Below are 14,975 nucleotides of genomic sequence, written 5' to 3'. Positions count from 1 at the left end.
CGCCTACGCCCGCCGCATTGTTGGCTGGCGCGTATCCCGGACCGCACACGCCGGCTTCGTGCTCGACGCGCTGGAGCAGGCCCTGCATGAGCGACGGCCCGTCCATCGAGGGGGCCTCGTCCATCATTCCGACAGGGGATCGCAATACGTCAGCATTCGATACACCGAGCGCCTCGCCGAAGCCGGCATCGAGCCCTCCGTCGGCAGCGTCGGCGACTCCTACGACAACGCTCTCGCCGAGACGATCAACGGCCTCTACAAGGCGGAGTTGATCCACCGGCGCGGACCTTGGCGAAGCTTCGAGGCCGTCGAGTTCGCCACGCTGACCTGGGTCGACTGGTTCAACAATCGCCGGCTGCTGGAGCCCATCGGCAACATCCCGCCGGCCGAGGCCGAGGAACGCTACTATGCTATGCTGGACGAGCCAGCCATGGCGGCGTGACCCAAACGAAATGGCCTCCGGGAAACCCGGAGCGGTTCAGAACCGGCGGGCATCGGTGGCCAAAGCGGTGCCCGCTCTGACGTATTCAATCAACATAACGAAAGGACGGATTTTGCATGGACCATATCATCTTGAACCGCGTGGTCGATGGGCTGCGCTACAATACGGAAACCTCCCAACTGATCGCAGAAATCGCCCGGACCGGCGGTGACTGGAAGTATGAGAGAACGCAGCTGTTCCGGACACGGAAGGGCAGGTTTTTTCTGGCCGGCGAGGGCGGCGCCGCCACCCGTTGGCGTCGGCTCATCCCCGACGATCGCGGCTACGTCGAAGGCGACGGCGTGTTGCCGTTGTCAGACGAAGAGGCACGCGGTCTTATCGAAAAGCATGCCAACCATCTTGTAGATGATTTCTTCGCGATCGAGGATGCGTGATTTGTTGCAGTCGGCCTTGTATACCTGCAGACGTGCGGCAGCGCATTGGAGAGCACAGGCCCGGCAGCAAGCGCCGCGAGATCTGCACTGCTTACCGCATATCGGACTGAAGATGGCGCCCGCGACGGTCAGGATGACCGAACGTCCCGAATGAGATCTGAGACCGCGCCATCCAGCAGTTGCGCTTCGACACGCAAAGTCTCGGCAAGCAGGATCGTCTGCGACCCGACTTGCCCTGCCTCAGACGGGGCATCGACTGCTCGCGCGATGTCGGCAAGGCTTCGCCAGCCCCAGGAGCGCCTCGGCGAGGATGGCGGTGTCGAGATAGGCGTGAAGTGTCACGACCTTGCCCCACCGCATCCCTATGACATGAGCTCCCTGGTTCACATAAGGGGCGCCATTGGCGAGCGTTGCAGTGTCTCGCCACTCGACCACCGCCGTCGTGTTCCAGGGTGTGCCCGACACGGCGATATGGCGAATTTCGAAGTCGAGCTTCTGATTGAGACGGTAGAGCCGCTCGAACCAAGCTCGCATAGCCGCACTTGTGCGCCGCGTGCCGCCCAGCGCGTGATGTCCGGAAAAGCGGTGCTCGAACGTTTTGGCCATGCAGCCAGTGCGATCTCGTAGTCACCGTTGCTCAGCGACGCGAAGGTGCTCGCTACACGGCGGCGGACGATTGCGTGATACATAACGTATGATCTCCTCTGTGCGACTGGCGCGCGTTCGAGCCTGCAGAAAAAGAGGGGGTTCGTCGGGTCAGCCGAGGCTCAACAGTGGCCTTGCATTCAGCGCCGCAGCCAGGGCCATGGCGGTGACGCAGGCATAGGCTGCCGAGAAGACGCCGACCGCGATGGTCCCGGTCTGAGCGTGCCGCGTCACGAGCCAGACCATCAGCCCGAAGGCCGGGATGACGTGCAGCGCGTGCAGGCCAAGGAAATGCGCCACGCGCAAATCGCCGATCACCAGCGACCAGCCCAGGATCGGCAGCGTCGCATGCACGGCGGGGATCGCGCCGACGAAATGGCCGGTCTGGCTACCCGACATCAGGCTGCCTTCGAGCCCGCCGAGAAAGAAGGTCAGAGCCAGTCCGATGACGATCGACCAGCGCAGGGCAGGTGCCAGCGGTGGGGCGTCCTTGCGGGCGATGCCCCAGGCGATGACGGGTGCCGCCAGGGTCAGCATGACCGCGCCGATGCCCATTGCGCTGTACAGCGCGGCATCGAGCGCCGTGCCGACGTTGAAATGCGAGGCCTCGGCGCGCGAGGCGCGCCAGGCGATATAGGCGACCTCCAGGAACGACGGCACGATCGCGCCCCAGACGGCGTAGCGGCCGAGCCGGGATCGCTGGAAACGGCCGCTGGTAAGGGGCAGGAATTTGGCCAGTGTCAGCAGATAGAGCGCAAGCGAAGCCTCGAATTTCAGCGGCTTCAGCCAGACGTTCATGCCCTGGAACAGGCGCGCGTCCAGCGCATAGGCGAGCGCGGTGGGAACGGCCAAAGCCAGCATCGCCAGTCCGGCCGCCGTCAGCCTCGGTTCGAACTCGAGCGACCGCAGCCATGCTGGCAGCATGGCTTGCGCCCGCGCTAGGCGATCGTCGCGCGTGGCTCGGGCACTCGTCTTGAGGAGCCGGAAAGCCAGGTAACCGATAGGCCCGAACAGGAAGGTCGCGAGCAGGATTGGCACCATCAGCAGATGCGGCAATCGCTCCTCCTGCGACCGGCGCAAAATCAAGTTGCCGACGAAGAGGTCAAAGGCGAGATAGTGCACCCAGCCGGCGAGCAGGATCGGCTGCGACCGGAACAGGCTCCCGACGCCGTCGAGCGAAGAGAACCCACCTTGCGCGTCGCGCCAGGACACCGCGATCAGCACGAGATAGCCCAGCGACAGCAGGCCGGGGATGATCCAGCCGGCGAGTGCGTGCGATACCCCGCGCCAGCGCGGCATCAGCGCCAAACTCAGCCAGCCGGTTAGAGCAAGCTGGCCCGCGACGGAAAAGGCGTCATCAAGAGTCATTGGCGGCATGGCGAACCCCATCTGAACGCCGTTAAGTTGCGTTTGATGGCCTGGGCATCTATCTTGACGCCGTCAAGATAATTTTGACGATGTTCAGATCACGGATCGGCGAAAATGGCGAAAGTCGAGGCGCGCGGCGGCTATCATCATGGCGATCTACGCCATGCGATGATCGAGGCGGCGGAAGCGGTACTGGCGGAGAAAGGCATCGCGGGCTTCACCCTGCGCGAATGCGCCCGCAGAGCCGGCGTATCGCCCGCAGCGCCGGCGCATCATTTCGGCAATCTCGCGGGACTGCTGACGGCGATCGCGACGTTGGGCTTCGACGATCTGTCGGATGCTATCGAGGCCGCCGCCTGGCAGGCCGATGAGAAGGGCGAAAATCGTATGGCCGCCGTCGCGCGGGCTTATCTCGATACGGCGCTGGCGAGGCCCGGGCGGTTCCGTGTCGTGTTCGGCCAGCGCGAGCTCGATATCGAGGATCCCGACTTCAAGCGCGCGGCCTCGCGCGCCTTCGGGCTGCTTGTGCGCGAGACGCGGATCCAGCTTGCGGTGCAGGGGCACGATCCGCTGTGCCTGCCGCCGCCCTCCTTCGCCGACGATCCCGATCTTGGCACGATCCTGTTCGTCTGGTCGGTGACCCACGGCTTCTCGACGCTGCTTATCGACGGGCAGCTCGATTTCCTGGCTGGCGAGGGTGGCCGGCCGGCGATGGTCGAGCTTTACGCCAACCGGCTTGTGCGCCTCCTAGTCGGCAGTCTGGCTGGCGCCGAGGCCGAGTTCGGAATTCGCGGCTAGCGACGTCTGAGAAATACCCCTCCCCGAACATGTCAGGTTACACCCTGATCGCCCACCATCGAAGGGTTTAGCGGTTTGATAAGAACGGCGGTCGACGAATGCTGCCATCTTTAGTTTCGGCTACGGTGGATTGATGCACATCGGGAGGCCCGTCGCGGCGGCGGTTGCGTCAATATGCGCGAAGATCTCGATCTGCGTCAGTAGCGCATAGGAACGAATGCCAGCACCCGTTCGCTCGGTGTCTCGTCGAATTTAGGCACCCACGACGTGCGCATAGCGCCGATGCCGGCGACCACCGGATAATAGCCTGCGACTGACACAACGGCGATAGCCAGAGCGCGCGAGCGCACGCTCTGATCAAGATAGGTATAGGTCCCGGTGCACTGTGATGGAGGTGAGGACGCGCATTGAGGCGGCGGCGAGAGTTATCCAGCCCGCAGCGTGCGTACTGCTGGAGCCGTGAGTTGATGCAGGCATAGTGGCGCGAGCTCGAGTGCGGCCTGACCGGTCGTCTTGATCTCCCAGACCGCCCGCAGTGCGCGATCGAGATCTTCCAACTTCACGGGCTTTTGAATAAAGCCTTCGCCGTCGAGATTGGTCAGCGTGTCTTGCAACGGCGCGCCTGAGAGGTACAGCAAAGCAGGCGCGCTCGCCGGGTTTAGCAAAGGACGAATATCCGTGCCACGCTGGCCGCCACCAAGGCGATAATCGATAATTGCGACGTGGGGTTGTTGCCGCGCAATCAGGCCGATCGTGTCTTCAACGGATGCGGCGATACCGATCACATCATAGCCTACCAAGCCAAGGTAGTCTGCAAAAAGTGCCGCGAGCATTGGGCTGTTTTCGGCGATAACTACCTTTAACATGCTAAGCCCCTTCTTATCGAAGTTCCAGGCCCCCGAATCACACCTTATACTACTGTGACGAAAGCGGGCTAGCCATACGCCAAGCCTGGTCATTCATTGGGAACGCGTCCGTAAAGACCTTTAGTGACGTCGAACAATCCCTCGAAATCCGAGCAGAGCATGCGAGCGCGGGTCCGGTCTCGTACCCCTGCCGGGACCAACCCGTCACCCTGCCGACCTTCGTGCTCTGGCGGACCTGCCCCTAATCTATGTCGGCGGTGGGCTGGTCATCGGTCGGGGCGTTATCGCCACAATGAGCCGGCCATGATGCGGCAAAACCCCGCGCAGCGAATTCGGCGCGCAATGGTAGCCGCTATGGCCCGAGCCAAGGCCGATCCGCTGAAAAAATATGCGCCGCATAAACTGGATCATCCTGCGTCAGCCAAAGACACCGGCCGCCCTTTCATCCTCTATGCAGATGTTGAAGGAATTCAGGGATTTGACGTTGTCGCTGTCGACAACGCCGGCCGCGACGCTGGCAATTTTCGTCCGGATGACGGCCTCGTTTTTCTCGACCTGCTGGGCGATCTGTTCGCCGGCATAGGCCGCAAAAGGCAGTCCACGGCGATAGTTGTAAGCGGAGAACGGGGCATTGACCGGGAAGTTCTTGCGAAACACCACCCTGGGATCGACGGCGACGAGCTTCGTGTTGGCCGCGACCGCCGCAGCCTGGCAGGCGACACAGTTGGCCATGTACTGCGCGGGAGCGGAATGATGCTGCGACTGCCAAGCGTGCGCCAGCTCGTGAATGACGTCGACTTCCCTGAACGTCGTGCCAAGGTTGAGAATCACGATATTGCCCCCCAGCGGCAGTGCTTCGATCACCAGCGGCGGCACGGGCACTGCCAGCGTGAAGGGGCGCCCGCCGCCTCCGGTCTTGTTGGAGGTGAAGATACGGTCGTAGTGCAGGCTGCTGCCATAAATGGCTCTTGCTGCAGCCTCGTGAGGATTGCCGACGAACGGCTGAATCGAAACGCCGGCGACCGAAACGAGGGATGAGGTCGTGGTCGCGCCGCCCCCGGTCCTTCCCGCGAAAGCAAAGCCGCCGTTGAGCGAGCCGCCGCGAAGGGCCGCCGCGAAGGTGCCCGCCTTCGCGACATTGTCGGGACTGCCGTTGTCGCAGGAGAAGCGGCTCGGCTTGTCCGCCCCCGAAGCAACCAGCGCCAGAGCCGCCCAGGTCTTGGGCCCAACGATGCCGTCGGGCGACAACTGAGCCGATTTCTGGAATTCGATCACGCGCGCATTGGTCAATGGACCAAACTTGCCATCTAGGGCCAGCGGCTTCTTGTCGGGTATGCCGAGATTGAGCTGCGCTTGAAGCAGGGTGACATCGAGCCCCTTGCTGCCCTGCCTCAACATCGCTGGCATCGCCTTGTCCTTTCGGTCAGCTATGCACCGCCAGACTTGTCCGGCGGTAGAGACTGGAGATTGTAGCAGCTAGAGATTGAATCCAACACCAGATGCTCTCTGGGTAAGCGATGTTCTCAGACCACGGCCTTAAGCGGCTGGGGTGCATATGCCCACGGCAGCAGGTCGTCGAGGTGGCTCTGGGGATGGCCGGCAACGATACGGGTGATGACGTCGACGAGGTAGCGTCAAAATAACCGAATTCGCGACAAGTATGCGCTGTCGCGCGGTAGAACGGCCCGTGCTGACAGTCAGCGTAGTAGATACGCTATACTAAGCGCATGGGGAAGTGATGCATATTCCACTCGGACAGCTGTTGCGGATAAGATCAATTCAAGGGGCGTTCAAACCGCTCGAAAGGAAAGAATTGCCGCGACGCAGGTGCGGGACATCCTTCGCCGCGCCGCTTAGTGGATCACATCCAGAAACGGGGTCCCCGGATCGCCGACATAGAAGATCACCAGCCGGATCCCCTCCGTCGTGCTGCGATTATAACCTGTCATCCTAACGCCGGGCGGTTCGACGAAAGATTCGCCCGCCCGGACTACCACCGGCGGGCGGCCTTCCAGTTCCAGGGTGAAGGCACCCTCGATGATATAGACGGTGACGGGGAAGCGATGGGTGTGGAACACCGTGGCCTGGCCGGGGGCGAAGCGGGCAGTCAGCACCTGAATTTCCTGCTGCTCGCTACGCGGCATGCCCCGCACCGTCTCGCGCAGAACCATTTCGGGCCGGGCGGGCTGGGCCCATGAGGGCGCGAGCCCGAGGCCTGCGGCGAAGGCAAGGGCGAGGAGCGGGGTCTTCATCTCGGGGACCTTCCAGCAAAGGAGCCTCTTCATACCGCGCCTTGGCATTGAGGACCACCCGTATAGCGTTTCGATGCGTTACAGGAACAAGCTTACGGTGAGAGTCATTACGATCCAGCGCCCGAACGCGCATCGGTCGTCTTGGAGGATGACTGCTGAACAGACGCGGCATCTTCCAACGCCGTGACACCTTCTGCCGTGGCGAACGCAGTTACGAAACCGTCCGCGCAGACGCTGCGCAAGGTTCGGATGGCCCCGCGCCATCGACGCGATCGCGCTAGCGTGGCATGGGCGCGTGCGGATACCCATCTAAGTCCTTATCTATGAACGGTTATTCATGGAACTTCTGTTCATGCTGGTCGTTTTTCGAGCGGCCTGGGGATCGATTAATTCGAAACCAAAAGGAGATAGCCCATGATCAAGAACTTCTTCATCATTGCAGCCTTGGCGGTCGCACCGGCTACCGGGTTCGCACAGTCGAACTCCGGCGCCGCTGCGGGTGCCGTGACGGGAGCGGGTGCAGGCGCTGTTGGCGGCGCCATAGTCGGCGGCCCCGTCGGGGCGGCAGCGGGTGCCGTGGGGGGCGCAGCAGTCGGCGCAATCACCGGCGGAATCGCTGCCGATCAGCGTACCGAATTCCGGACCTATGTGACCCAGGAAAAGGTACCCTCGGTGACTTACCGTGAGCAGGTGGTGGTTGGGGCGACGCTGCCCGACACAATCACCTATCGTGAAGTTCCCGCGCGCTACGGCAAGACCGAATATCGCTACACGGTGGTCAACGACAAGACCGTCCTGGTCGAGCCGAAGACCCGCAAGATCGTTCAGATCATCGACTGATTCCGCCGGAGCCCACCCGATCAGGGTGGGCTCTTTTCCATAACCCGCGCTCGGCATCCTGAAGCCCCGCGTAAGAACTCAGGGAGTAAGTCGATGTTACGCGCATTCTTGATGACTGCCGCAGTCGCAGTGAGCGCTGTATTTAGCGTCCCCGCTCAATCCCAGGTGCAGGTCGAATTTGGCTTCGGCAGTCCGGGTTACGACGGTCCCCGCTATCATGAGCAGCGCGCTATGGCTTTGCCGAACGCCGCGGTTATCGCGAGCGGCGGGTCGTTCTGGAAGATCATGACGACTGTCGAGTTGTAACAAAACGCCGCGTCAATCGTTATGGCGAAGTCATCGTGCGTCGGATCCGGATCTGCGATTGAGCAGAACGGCTCCGCCGCGAAGTTTCGCAACCTAACGCAGCACCTTGGGGAAAGCCTTGCTTCCTTTCCCGCCGAATTAAAAAAGGGCCGCTCGCTGCGGCCCTTTCTCAGTTTGGTGCACCCCAATTCAGCCGTTCTTGCCGCTGAGCAGCGGAGTAATTCGCCGCAACGTCACGCGCCGGTTTTCTCGTGAGTCCCCTTGCGTGGCTACCTTGAGATACTGCTCGCCATAGTTCTGCGTCGTCAGGTTTTCTGGCGGCACCCCAAAATCCTTCGTCAAGATTTCCGCCACCGACTGGGCCCTGCGGTCCGACAGCGACAGGTTGTCGATGTCGGCGCCGACCGCATCCGTGTGGCCTTCGACCAGGACGACCTCGTTGGGCGAGGTTTGCAGGGCCTGCCGGATCGATTGCGCGATCTTGGAAAGCCGCTGCGCCTGGGCGGGTTCGACCACCCAAGATGCGCTCGGGAATGTAACCGTGTCGATGTCGACGCTGCGCCTGCGGGCGCGAAGATCGGGGGAGTAGCGCACTTCATCCAGTGTGTAGCGGCGCGGGATCGGCGATCGGCGGGGCGATAATCGTCTCGTAGATCAGGCGTTCATCAGCCTGTTCGGCATCGACAATGTAGCGATCGCGTGGAATGCGAAGCGGCGGCTGCTCCAGCACGACGATCTCGTCCGAGAATCGGTCATTTGGCCGGTCGAGGCGGGTGTTATCGATAATGACGAACTCCTCGCCATCGCGAATCTGGCGGGTGCGGCGCAGGAGTCGGCCCTCCGCATCCGTTATGGTGACGATGCGTGTTCCGTCCGGGCGTTCGAAAACCGTGCGCGTCTCGTCGCCGCGGCGCTCGACCCGCTGGTCGATGCCAAGATCGCGGAAGCGCTGCGTCTCGTCGCGGCGGATGATTACGCGGTCGTCATCGCGAATGATTGTGCGGCCGGGCTCGCGGATGATTGTGACATCGCCCTCGCGCCGCTCCTCGCGACGACTTCTGACCTCGTCGAGCCGGTTAGCGCCCTGCGTCGCCATGATCCCGCCGACAAGGCCAGCCCCAATCGCGATGGCGGCCGCGCCGCCCGGCGATATGCCGCCGCGACGGCCCTGTCGGTCAGGTGCAGGCGCAGGCGGCTGGCCCGGTACAGGCGGGGCAGCCTGAGTTGGCGCAAGTTGGGGCGCATTCGGGGGCATAACCTGGGCCGGCTGCGGGGCGGTCGGTGGGGCAGGCGCTGCGGGAGCGGCCTGAGGGGCTGGCGCAGTGGGGGCCGGCCCGGCGGCAGGCGGGACGACCGGCTGCTGCGCAGGCGCACTGCGTTGAGCGGGGGCGGGTGGGGAAGCTGTGGCCAGTGGTGCGGCCAAAGGTGCAGCCTGCCCTGGCACCACGCCCGGCGCGCCGCTCGCCGGCGGCCTCGGCGCGGGAGGAGCAGCCTGAGGGGTCGGGGCGGCCTGAGGTGTCGGAGAAGTGCGCGGGGCTGGGGCGGCGGCTGGTGGGGCAGCCGGATCCGACGTAGGCGCGTTCCGTTGAGTGGGGGGCGGCGGGCGGTACCGCGGCGGGCGGGGCGGCCGGTGCGGGACGTACTGCTGGGGTCTCAGCTGGCGCGGCCGGGCGGGCGGGCGCCTCGGGGCTGGGCGCGCTGTTGGTCGGGGGAACAGGACGCGGCTGCGGATCGCGCCGCTGTTCAGGCGCGGCCGGAGGCGGCGCAGGCGGCGTCGGAGCGCGCGGGGCAACCTGGGGCGTCGGCGGTGGGCCGGGCCACTCGACGGCTGGAGGCAGTCCGGGGACCGGCGTCGGACGGGCGCCATGCTCGCGTTCGGCACCGGCGGGACGTTCTGGCCGTGCTTCGCGTGGCGAACGGGATGGTCCAGGCTGGCGCGGAGTAACCGTCCGGTGTCGGCCCTTTTAGCTTTCTGATCGCCGGCTTTTGGCGAAGGCGGCTTTTCCGATCGCGCGGCGCCGGGCCAGTTTTGCGATGCTGGCCTTGATGGCGGGAAGGTCGATGTCCTCTGTGTCGAAGACCCGTCCGTACCATTCGATCAGGCGCTTGCGTTCGGGATGTCTGGGCTTGGCCATGGCCTCGACGAACTCCTCAAAGCCGGGGATTCCGCCGACGTCTTCCGGCGGAGCGCGGCGGGCGCCGTCGACAAAGCGCGGGTAGTCGAGGCCGGGATCCGCGTCACTGATAGCCTCGATCGTAAGCGTGTGCTCCCAGTTGTCGCCGAAGTCGTAGGTGTAGGCGAAGCGCTTCAGACCGCGATCGGTCAGCGGCCCGAGCTTGGTGTTCTTGGCGTCGCTGAGCTTGATCCACCCATCCGGGTCGGGGATGCCGTAGCGCCTGCTTTGGCCGTCGATCTCGATCGTGAAGTCGAAGAGGTGATAGTTCTCGAACAGCATGACGGCCTGGATAACCTCGTGGAGGCCTCTCAGGCTTGTCGTCAAGGGAACCTCGACGCGCCGCCAGATGGCCGGCTCGACATGATCGAGCACGATTTTGATGCAGGCGATGCGATCGACATGGGAAGCGGCCGAGATCATGCTGCCAGCGTAGCGGCCTCTCGTGGCGTCTGCCAGTTCCAAGGCGCGAGATCGCCGATCCGGTTGATGGGATGGTCGCCGATCAGAGCCAGGACGTTACGGAGATAGGCCTGAGGATCGAGGCCGTTGAGCTTGGCGCTCTCGATCAGGGTGTAGATGACGGCGGCGCGCTCGCCGCCGCTGTCGGAGCCGGCGAAGAGCCAGTTCTTACGGCCGATGGCGAGCGGCCGGATCGCACGTTCGGCGGCATTGTTGTCGATCTCCAGATCGCCATGGTCAGCATAGCGGGTGAGCGCGGGCCAGCGTGACAGGCCGTAGCGGATCGCCTTGGCGAGTTCGCTCTTGCCCGACAGCTTGGACAGCGTCGCATCGAGCCAGCTTCGCAGATCGGCAAGCCGTGGAAGAGCGTGCTCCTGACGTGATCGTCACCGTTCGTCAAGCGGGCGGGCACGGACGGCATCCTCGACCTGGTAGAGCTCGCCGATCCGGCGCAGGGCCTCGACAGCGACCGCCGAGGCGTTGGCCTTGTGGATATCGAAGACCTTGCGACGGACGTGAGCCCAGCAGGCGACCTCGGTGATCGCCGCGCGCTTCCCGGGGCTGTCGGCATAGAGCTTGTCGAACCCGGCATAGCCGTCGGCGTGAAGGTAACCGGTAAAGCCCTGGAGATGGCCTTGCGGACGCATGCCCTTCCGATCCGGGGTGTAGCGATAGAGAACGGCGGGCGCTGCATCACCGGCATGGGGGCGCTCGTCTCGGACATAGACCCAGAGCCGGCCCGTGGCGGTCTTGCCGACCCCGGGGGCGAGCACCGGGACGGGCGTGTCGTCGGCGTGGAGCGCGCGTCCGGCGAGGGCATGCTTGCCGATCGCCTCAGCCCGAGGGGTCAGCAGCGCGGCCGCCGATCCGACCCAATCGGCCAGGGTGGAACGGTCGAGCTCGACGCCCTCACGGGCATAGATCTCGGACTGGCGATACAGCGGCAGGTGGTCGGCATACTTGGCCACGAGCACATGGGCGAGCAATCCAGGACCCGGCCGCCCCCCGCTCGATCGGCAAGGACGGCATCGGCGCCTGCGCGATTGCCTCGCAAACACGGCAGACGATCTTGGGGCGGATATGCCGGACGACCCTGAACAGGGTGACGCGCTCAAGCACCTCCCGTCACGCCAGCAGCGAAACTCTCCTCGACGATCCGGACCTTGTCCCCGTAGTGCCAGCGCCGCCGCCGCTCGATCCCGCCCAGAACCTCCGCCCGAACCATCGCCATGACCTTAAAGCTAGACTTAAGGTCAGACCGTTCGGGAAATGCCGATCACCGCGCAAGGCGGCCAAGACCGGATGGTTACGGCGCGGACGCTCTGAACCCTCATTAGCGGGTGTGGGGGCCTGCGCGATCTGGAATGAGGTCGCCGCGACGACGTCTGCCTGCAAAAGAGGGATGGCTGGAACGACCGTGCCGATCAACAGCCAGGCTCTTACGCGCATCCGGGACATCTTTTTCAAGGTCAGGTTCCGTTTCGGGTTGAATTGGCAGCGCCCGCGCGTTGCGGCGCTGGACCCATGGTGAAGTGAAAGCAGCCAAGCCCGTGCGGTGTTCCAAATCGTGCCGATATGCATTGCGCGTTGGTTTGACGAACGATCGGCGCGTCGGGGAGAAGGGAGCGCCGCCAAGCCGATCCGGCTGCCGGGCACCGATGCCGTATCGGAACTAATTGAGCTGGCTATTGGTTTTATCCAGATGGAACCAACACGGTTTCAGCTGGAGGAGGACCGTCATGGATCGCCGCTCATTTTTAGCCGCCCTGTTTGGAGCCGTAGCCGTCGGCTCCACCGCTAGCCTCATCGGTGCTTCCGACGCTTCGGCGACGACATCGGTGATCAGCCCGTCGCCGGAACTCGACCCGCTCCAAGGCACGCTCAACGACGTCGATACTGAGTTCGCAAAGGGTGGAAACCGAAACGGCAAGGGTTGGAAGCGCGGGAACCGTGGCAGACACCTTGGCTGGGGCCGTGGGCGTCGGCGCGGGCCCCCGATGTATGCGCGCAGCAGGCGTCACGAGCGTCGTGGCTATGGCCGGCGCTTTTATTGAGAGCACAAAATAGAGCCTGCCACGGTGTGGCAGGCTTTTTCCCGCGACGTCGCCAGATGCTTGCGAGCGCATGGAAGGTATGGTTCAGCGGCTGCCAAAGCTGACATAACCTATGGATACAAGAATGAGCGCGACACTCGAAATCAGTATGATGAGAGAGATGGGCATCGATTGAACCAGACCTATTTTTGAACGATCTGTCGCATTTCACAGGGCAGTATTTACTGCAGTCTTAGCCCCGCCGGGCGCTCGCCGATCGCATCTGCTCGATCCCGCACCTGTTCCCAAGCGCGCATGGCGCGAAGAARTTCKGCAAGCTCAGCTGCTCCCGCCGAACTGCTGGCTGCGGAGGCCAATTGCTCGACGCGAACGCGCGCWYGCTCATARTCGGCRTCGGACATYACATGCGCCCGGTCGTCCATKGCAGYYGCCCTCGGRTTGATACATACGKTCGGKCTGAGCTYATTATATTGCCCGGCGACAATGRAATTGCCGCCGGGCRATCAACACGWGATCAGTCRRMGCGGTGATTGCGACCGATCGTYTGCAGGCTCACTCGATGACCTGRACRACGCGMCGRGTGCGCGGRTCGACSAGGACGGTRCGATTGTTGACGACCGTGTAGCGRTACTGGGTCGCGCCGTATTCGGCCGGCACCTCATARTAGGTCACGCCGTCGCTCGGCAGCTCTACGCCGACCGACAGCGGCYGCGCGTAGGTGTAGGACGGCCGCTTCTGGGTGACGACGTATTGCTGRAAGCGSGGGGTGTTGTCGCCGATGATRGCGCCGACGACTGCTCCACCGACRCCGCCGACAACCGCGCCGATAGGGCCGCCAACGATTGCGCCGCCGACTGCACCCGTGGCTGCGCCGGCAGCAACGCCGCCCTGAGCACCCTGGGGATTCTGAGCGAAGGCAGCGGCGGGGACGAGAACAAGCGCGCCGATAAGGGCCAGTTTCTTGAACATGCGCATCACCCGCCAACCTAATGCGCTGGAATGTAACCGGATCATCGACTGAACATAGCCCGACGCTTTCGGTCGGCGGTGACGGAAGGATAATTCCACCCCGCTCTACGAAAGTCCGAATGCAAGTCGATGTGGTTGAGTGATTTGACGTCACCGAGGAGCGCAACGGCTCATCGGCTGCCGGCACAAGTTCTGTTGGTCGTGGCGGCGGCATCGTAACAGYGCCCTGCGTTGAGCCAGGCCRGCGCCKGGGCTCCAATGCAGCGCTYCGATCAGGCAGGAGCGTCGATGCGGCAAGMATAATCGCTAAGAGGGCCCTGCCGACATCAGGACCCCGCCGTCGTTTTCCGACCGATCTCAATACTTCAATCCACAAATCGGACAGAAACGCCCGGCTTGACGAGCGTCGCGAGTTCCTCGGCATCCCAGTTCGTTAGCCGGACACAGCCATGCGACGACGTCTTGCTGATCTTAGCGGGCTCGGGCGTGCCATGGATGCCAAAGGTCGGTTTCGACAGAGCGATCCAGACTGTGCCGACGGGGCCGTTGGGGCCGGGCGGCAGTGTTAGCTTCTCGTCGTTTTTGCCCTGCTGAAAGTTCTTTTCGGGATCATACGTGTAGTTCGGATTTCGGGCGACACGTTCGACCGTGTAGCTGCCTGAGGGMGATGGCGTGTTGTCACTCCCGATAGTCGCGGGATAGCTCGCAAGCACGGCATCGTTAGCGCCAAATACCAAAACCATGCCCGTGGATTTRACTGCGTCGATCCTCTGCGCRCTGCCGGGTTGAAGCAYRCGCGTTACCGACATCACCTGAATCTTGCTGCCTGCCTTCGAATAATCTGCTGATGGGTTGAGCAAACCGAGAAATGTTTCACTCATGTGGAAATGTTCGCCGAGCATTTCCTCCGGGCTGGTATAGGAAAGACGCTTCATCTCCGCCTGTTTCGCGTAGTCACGAGGTATTTCGTCGGCGAAATCGTACTGCGCGTCCTTGGCAGTGATTTCGTAGGAGGTGACGATGTCGTTAGTGGTTTCTCCACCGAGCTTCAGCCATGTCAGTTCATCAATCTCATTTCCCTCACCAAGTTGTTCTTGGCGGCGCAATTGGGCAACTGCCTTACGGAAGTTTTCGCCATCGATCCCGTCGATCACGCCCGGTGAAACGCTACGACGACTGAGCAGCGCCTGCGCTTTCACGACAAAGGGGTCAGGTCCTCTTGTCGAATGAGTGTTGCGATTTTTGAAACTGACCGAATTTATGTCTTCAGCCGTAAGCGCCGAAACCGGCGCAACTGCCAGAGCCAAGAACCCCGCCACAAAAATTGCTCTCATATCAAGCGAGTTCATTGCGGCTCCAGGACAT

At 63.1% G+C, this 14,975-nt stretch carries 14 protein-coding genes and 2 pseudogenes; 4 read left to right on the top strand and 12 right to left on the bottom strand.

What is annotated here, in order from left to right:
- A partial coding sequence (locus tag AC1DZY_RS25370; protein WP_476822926.1) for a DDE-type integrase/transposase/recombinase occupies window positions 1-442 on the top strand: 442 nt, incomplete at its 5' end.
- A gap of 116 nt (window positions 443-558) precedes the next feature.
- The gene (locus AC1DZY_RS25365) at window positions 559-876 is read left to right on the top strand and encodes a hypothetical protein (protein WP_476822925.1); all 318 of its coding nucleotides are present in this window, start codon (window positions 559-561) and stop codon (window positions 874-876) included.
- A 240-nt stretch (window positions 877-1,116) separates the two neighbouring features.
- Here the strand turns inward: AC1DZY_RS25365 and AC1DZY_RS25360 are convergent, their stop codons facing one another.
- Both AC1DZY_RS25360 and AC1DZY_RS25355 read right to left on the bottom strand, forming a co-directional pair.
- Window positions 1,117-1,482 carry a nuclear transport factor 2 family protein gene (locus tag AC1DZY_RS25360; protein WP_476822924.1) on the bottom strand — a complete coding sequence of 122 codons (366 nt, stop codon included), beginning with the start codon at window positions 1,480-1,482 and terminating at the stop codon, window positions 1,117-1,119.
- 150 nt (window positions 1,483-1,632) lie between these two features.
- A complete protein-coding gene (locus AC1DZY_RS25355) occupies window positions 1,633-2,898 on the bottom strand; it encodes an ABA4-like family protein (protein ID WP_476822923.1) in 1,266 nt (421 codons plus the stop codon).
- A 105-nt stretch (window positions 2,899-3,003) separates the two neighbouring features.
- Between AC1DZY_RS25355 and AC1DZY_RS25350 the strand changes: the two genes are divergently transcribed.
- The gene (locus tag AC1DZY_RS25350; protein ID WP_476822922.1) at window positions 3,004-3,687 is read left to right on the top strand and encodes a TetR/AcrR family transcriptional regulator; all 684 of its coding nucleotides are present in this window, start codon (window positions 3,004-3,006) and stop codon (window positions 3,685-3,687) included.
- 425 nt (window positions 3,688-4,112) lie between these two features.
- On the opposite strand, the gene AC1DZY_RS25345 is transcribed toward AC1DZY_RS25350, so the two are convergent.
- The 4 genes and pseudogenes from AC1DZY_RS25345 to AC1DZY_RS25330 form a co-directional block, all read right to left on the bottom strand.
- The gene (locus tag AC1DZY_RS25345; protein ID WP_476822921.1) at window positions 4,113-4,553 is read right to left on the bottom strand and encodes a response regulator; all 441 of its coding nucleotides are present in this window, start codon (window positions 4,551-4,553) and stop codon (window positions 4,113-4,115) included.
- A gap of 417 nt (window positions 4,554-4,970) precedes the next feature.
- Complete coding sequence (locus tag AC1DZY_RS25340; protein WP_476822920.1) at window positions 4,971-5,960, bottom strand: peptidoglycan-binding domain-containing protein; 990 nt, start codon at window positions 5,958-5,960, stop codon at window positions 4,971-4,973.
- Window positions 5,961-6,076: 116 nt separating this feature from the next.
- Window positions 6,077-6,178: pseudogene (locus AC1DZY_RS25335) on the bottom strand (transposase domain-containing protein); the annotation flags it as partial.
- 228 nt (window positions 6,179-6,406) lie between these two features.
- Window positions 6,407-6,805: a cupin domain-containing protein gene (locus tag AC1DZY_RS25330; protein ID WP_476822919.1), complete on the bottom strand. Its 399-nt coding sequence runs from the start codon at window positions 6,803-6,805 to the stop codon at window positions 6,407-6,409.
- Between the two features lie 414 nt (window positions 6,806-7,219).
- On the opposite strand from AC1DZY_RS25330, the gene AC1DZY_RS25325 reads away from it, so the two are divergent.
- Complete coding sequence (locus tag AC1DZY_RS25325; protein ID WP_476822918.1) at window positions 7,220-7,645, top strand: DUF1236 domain-containing protein; 426 nt, start codon at window positions 7,220-7,222, stop codon at window positions 7,643-7,645.
- A gap of 495 nt (window positions 7,646-8,140) precedes the next feature.
- Here the strand turns inward: AC1DZY_RS25325 and AC1DZY_RS25320 are convergent, their stop codons facing one another.
- The 6 genes and pseudogenes from AC1DZY_RS25320 to AC1DZY_RS25295 form a co-directional block, all read right to left on the bottom strand.
- Complete coding sequence (locus AC1DZY_RS25320; protein WP_476822917.1) at window positions 8,141-8,467, bottom strand: OmpA family protein; 327 nt, start codon at window positions 8,465-8,467, stop codon at window positions 8,141-8,143.
- A 79-nt stretch (window positions 8,468-8,546) separates the two neighbouring features.
- Window positions 8,547-9,047 (bottom strand): hypothetical protein, encoded by a 501-nt coding sequence (locus AC1DZY_RS25315; protein ID WP_476822916.1) that lies wholly within the window; start codon window positions 9,045-9,047, stop codon window positions 8,547-8,549.
- Window positions 9,048-9,915: 868 nt separating this feature from the next.
- Window positions 9,916-10,590, bottom strand: a complete 675-nt coding sequence (locus AC1DZY_RS25310) for a plasmid pRiA4b ORF-3 family protein (protein WP_476822915.1) — start codon at window positions 10,588-10,590, stop codon at window positions 9,916-9,918.
- Window positions 10,545-11,709: pseudogene (tnpC, locus tag AC1DZY_RS25305) on the bottom strand (IS66 family transposase); the annotation flags it as partial. The pseudogene tnpC and the gene AC1DZY_RS25310, both read right to left, overlap by 46 nt.
- A 1,484-nt stretch (window positions 11,710-13,193) precedes the next feature.
- Window positions 13,194-13,610, bottom strand: a complete 417-nt coding sequence (locus tag AC1DZY_RS25300; RefSeq protein ID WP_476822914.1) for a DUF1236 domain-containing protein — start codon at window positions 13,608-13,610, stop codon at window positions 13,194-13,196.
- Window positions 13,611-13,975: 365 nt separating this feature from the next.
- A complete protein-coding gene (locus AC1DZY_RS25295) occupies window positions 13,976-14,959 on the bottom strand; it encodes a L,D-transpeptidase family protein (RefSeq protein ID WP_476822913.1) in 984 nt (327 codons plus the stop codon).
- Between the last annotated feature and the right edge of the window lie 16 nt (window positions 14,960-14,975).

It is taken from the genome of Allobosea sp. P2_A10 (genome assembly GCF_056405115.1).
This window is presented reverse-complemented; position numbering and strand designations above follow the sequence as displayed.

Coding starts and splice junctions, on each gene's coding strand:
- AC1DZY_RS25365 (WP_476822925.1), top strand. CDS start 559: ATGGACCATATCATCTTGAACCGCGTGGTCGATGGGCTGCGCTACAAT.
- AC1DZY_RS25345 (WP_476822921.1), bottom strand. CDS start 4,553: ATGTTAAAGGTAGTTATCGCCGAAAACAGCCCAATGCTCGCGGCACTT.
- AC1DZY_RS25340 (WP_476822920.1), bottom strand. CDS start 5,960: ATGCCAGCGATGTTGAGGCAGGGCAGCAAGGGGCTCGATGTCACCCTG.
- AC1DZY_RS25325 (WP_476822918.1), top strand. CDS start 7,220: ATGATCAAGAACTTCTTCATCATTGCAGCCTTGGCGGTCGCACCGGCT.
- AC1DZY_RS25350 (WP_476822922.1), top strand. CDS start 3,004: ATGGCGAAAGTCGAGGCGCGCGGCGGCTATCATCATGGCGATCTACGC.
- AC1DZY_RS25360 (WP_476822924.1), bottom strand. CDS start 1,482: ATGGCCAAAACGTTCGAGCACCGCTTTTCCGGACATCACGCGCTGGGC.
- AC1DZY_RS25330 (WP_476822919.1), bottom strand. CDS start 6,805: ATGAAGACCCCGCTCCTCGCCCTTGCCTTCGCCGCAGGCCTCGGGCTC.
- AC1DZY_RS25355 (WP_476822923.1), bottom strand. CDS start 2,898: ATGCCGCCAATGACTCTTGATGACGCCTTTTCCGTCGCGGGCCAGCTT.
- AC1DZY_RS25315 (WP_476822916.1), bottom strand. CDS start 9,047: ATGGCGACGCAGGGCGCTAACCGGCTCGACGAGGTCAGAAGTCGTCGC.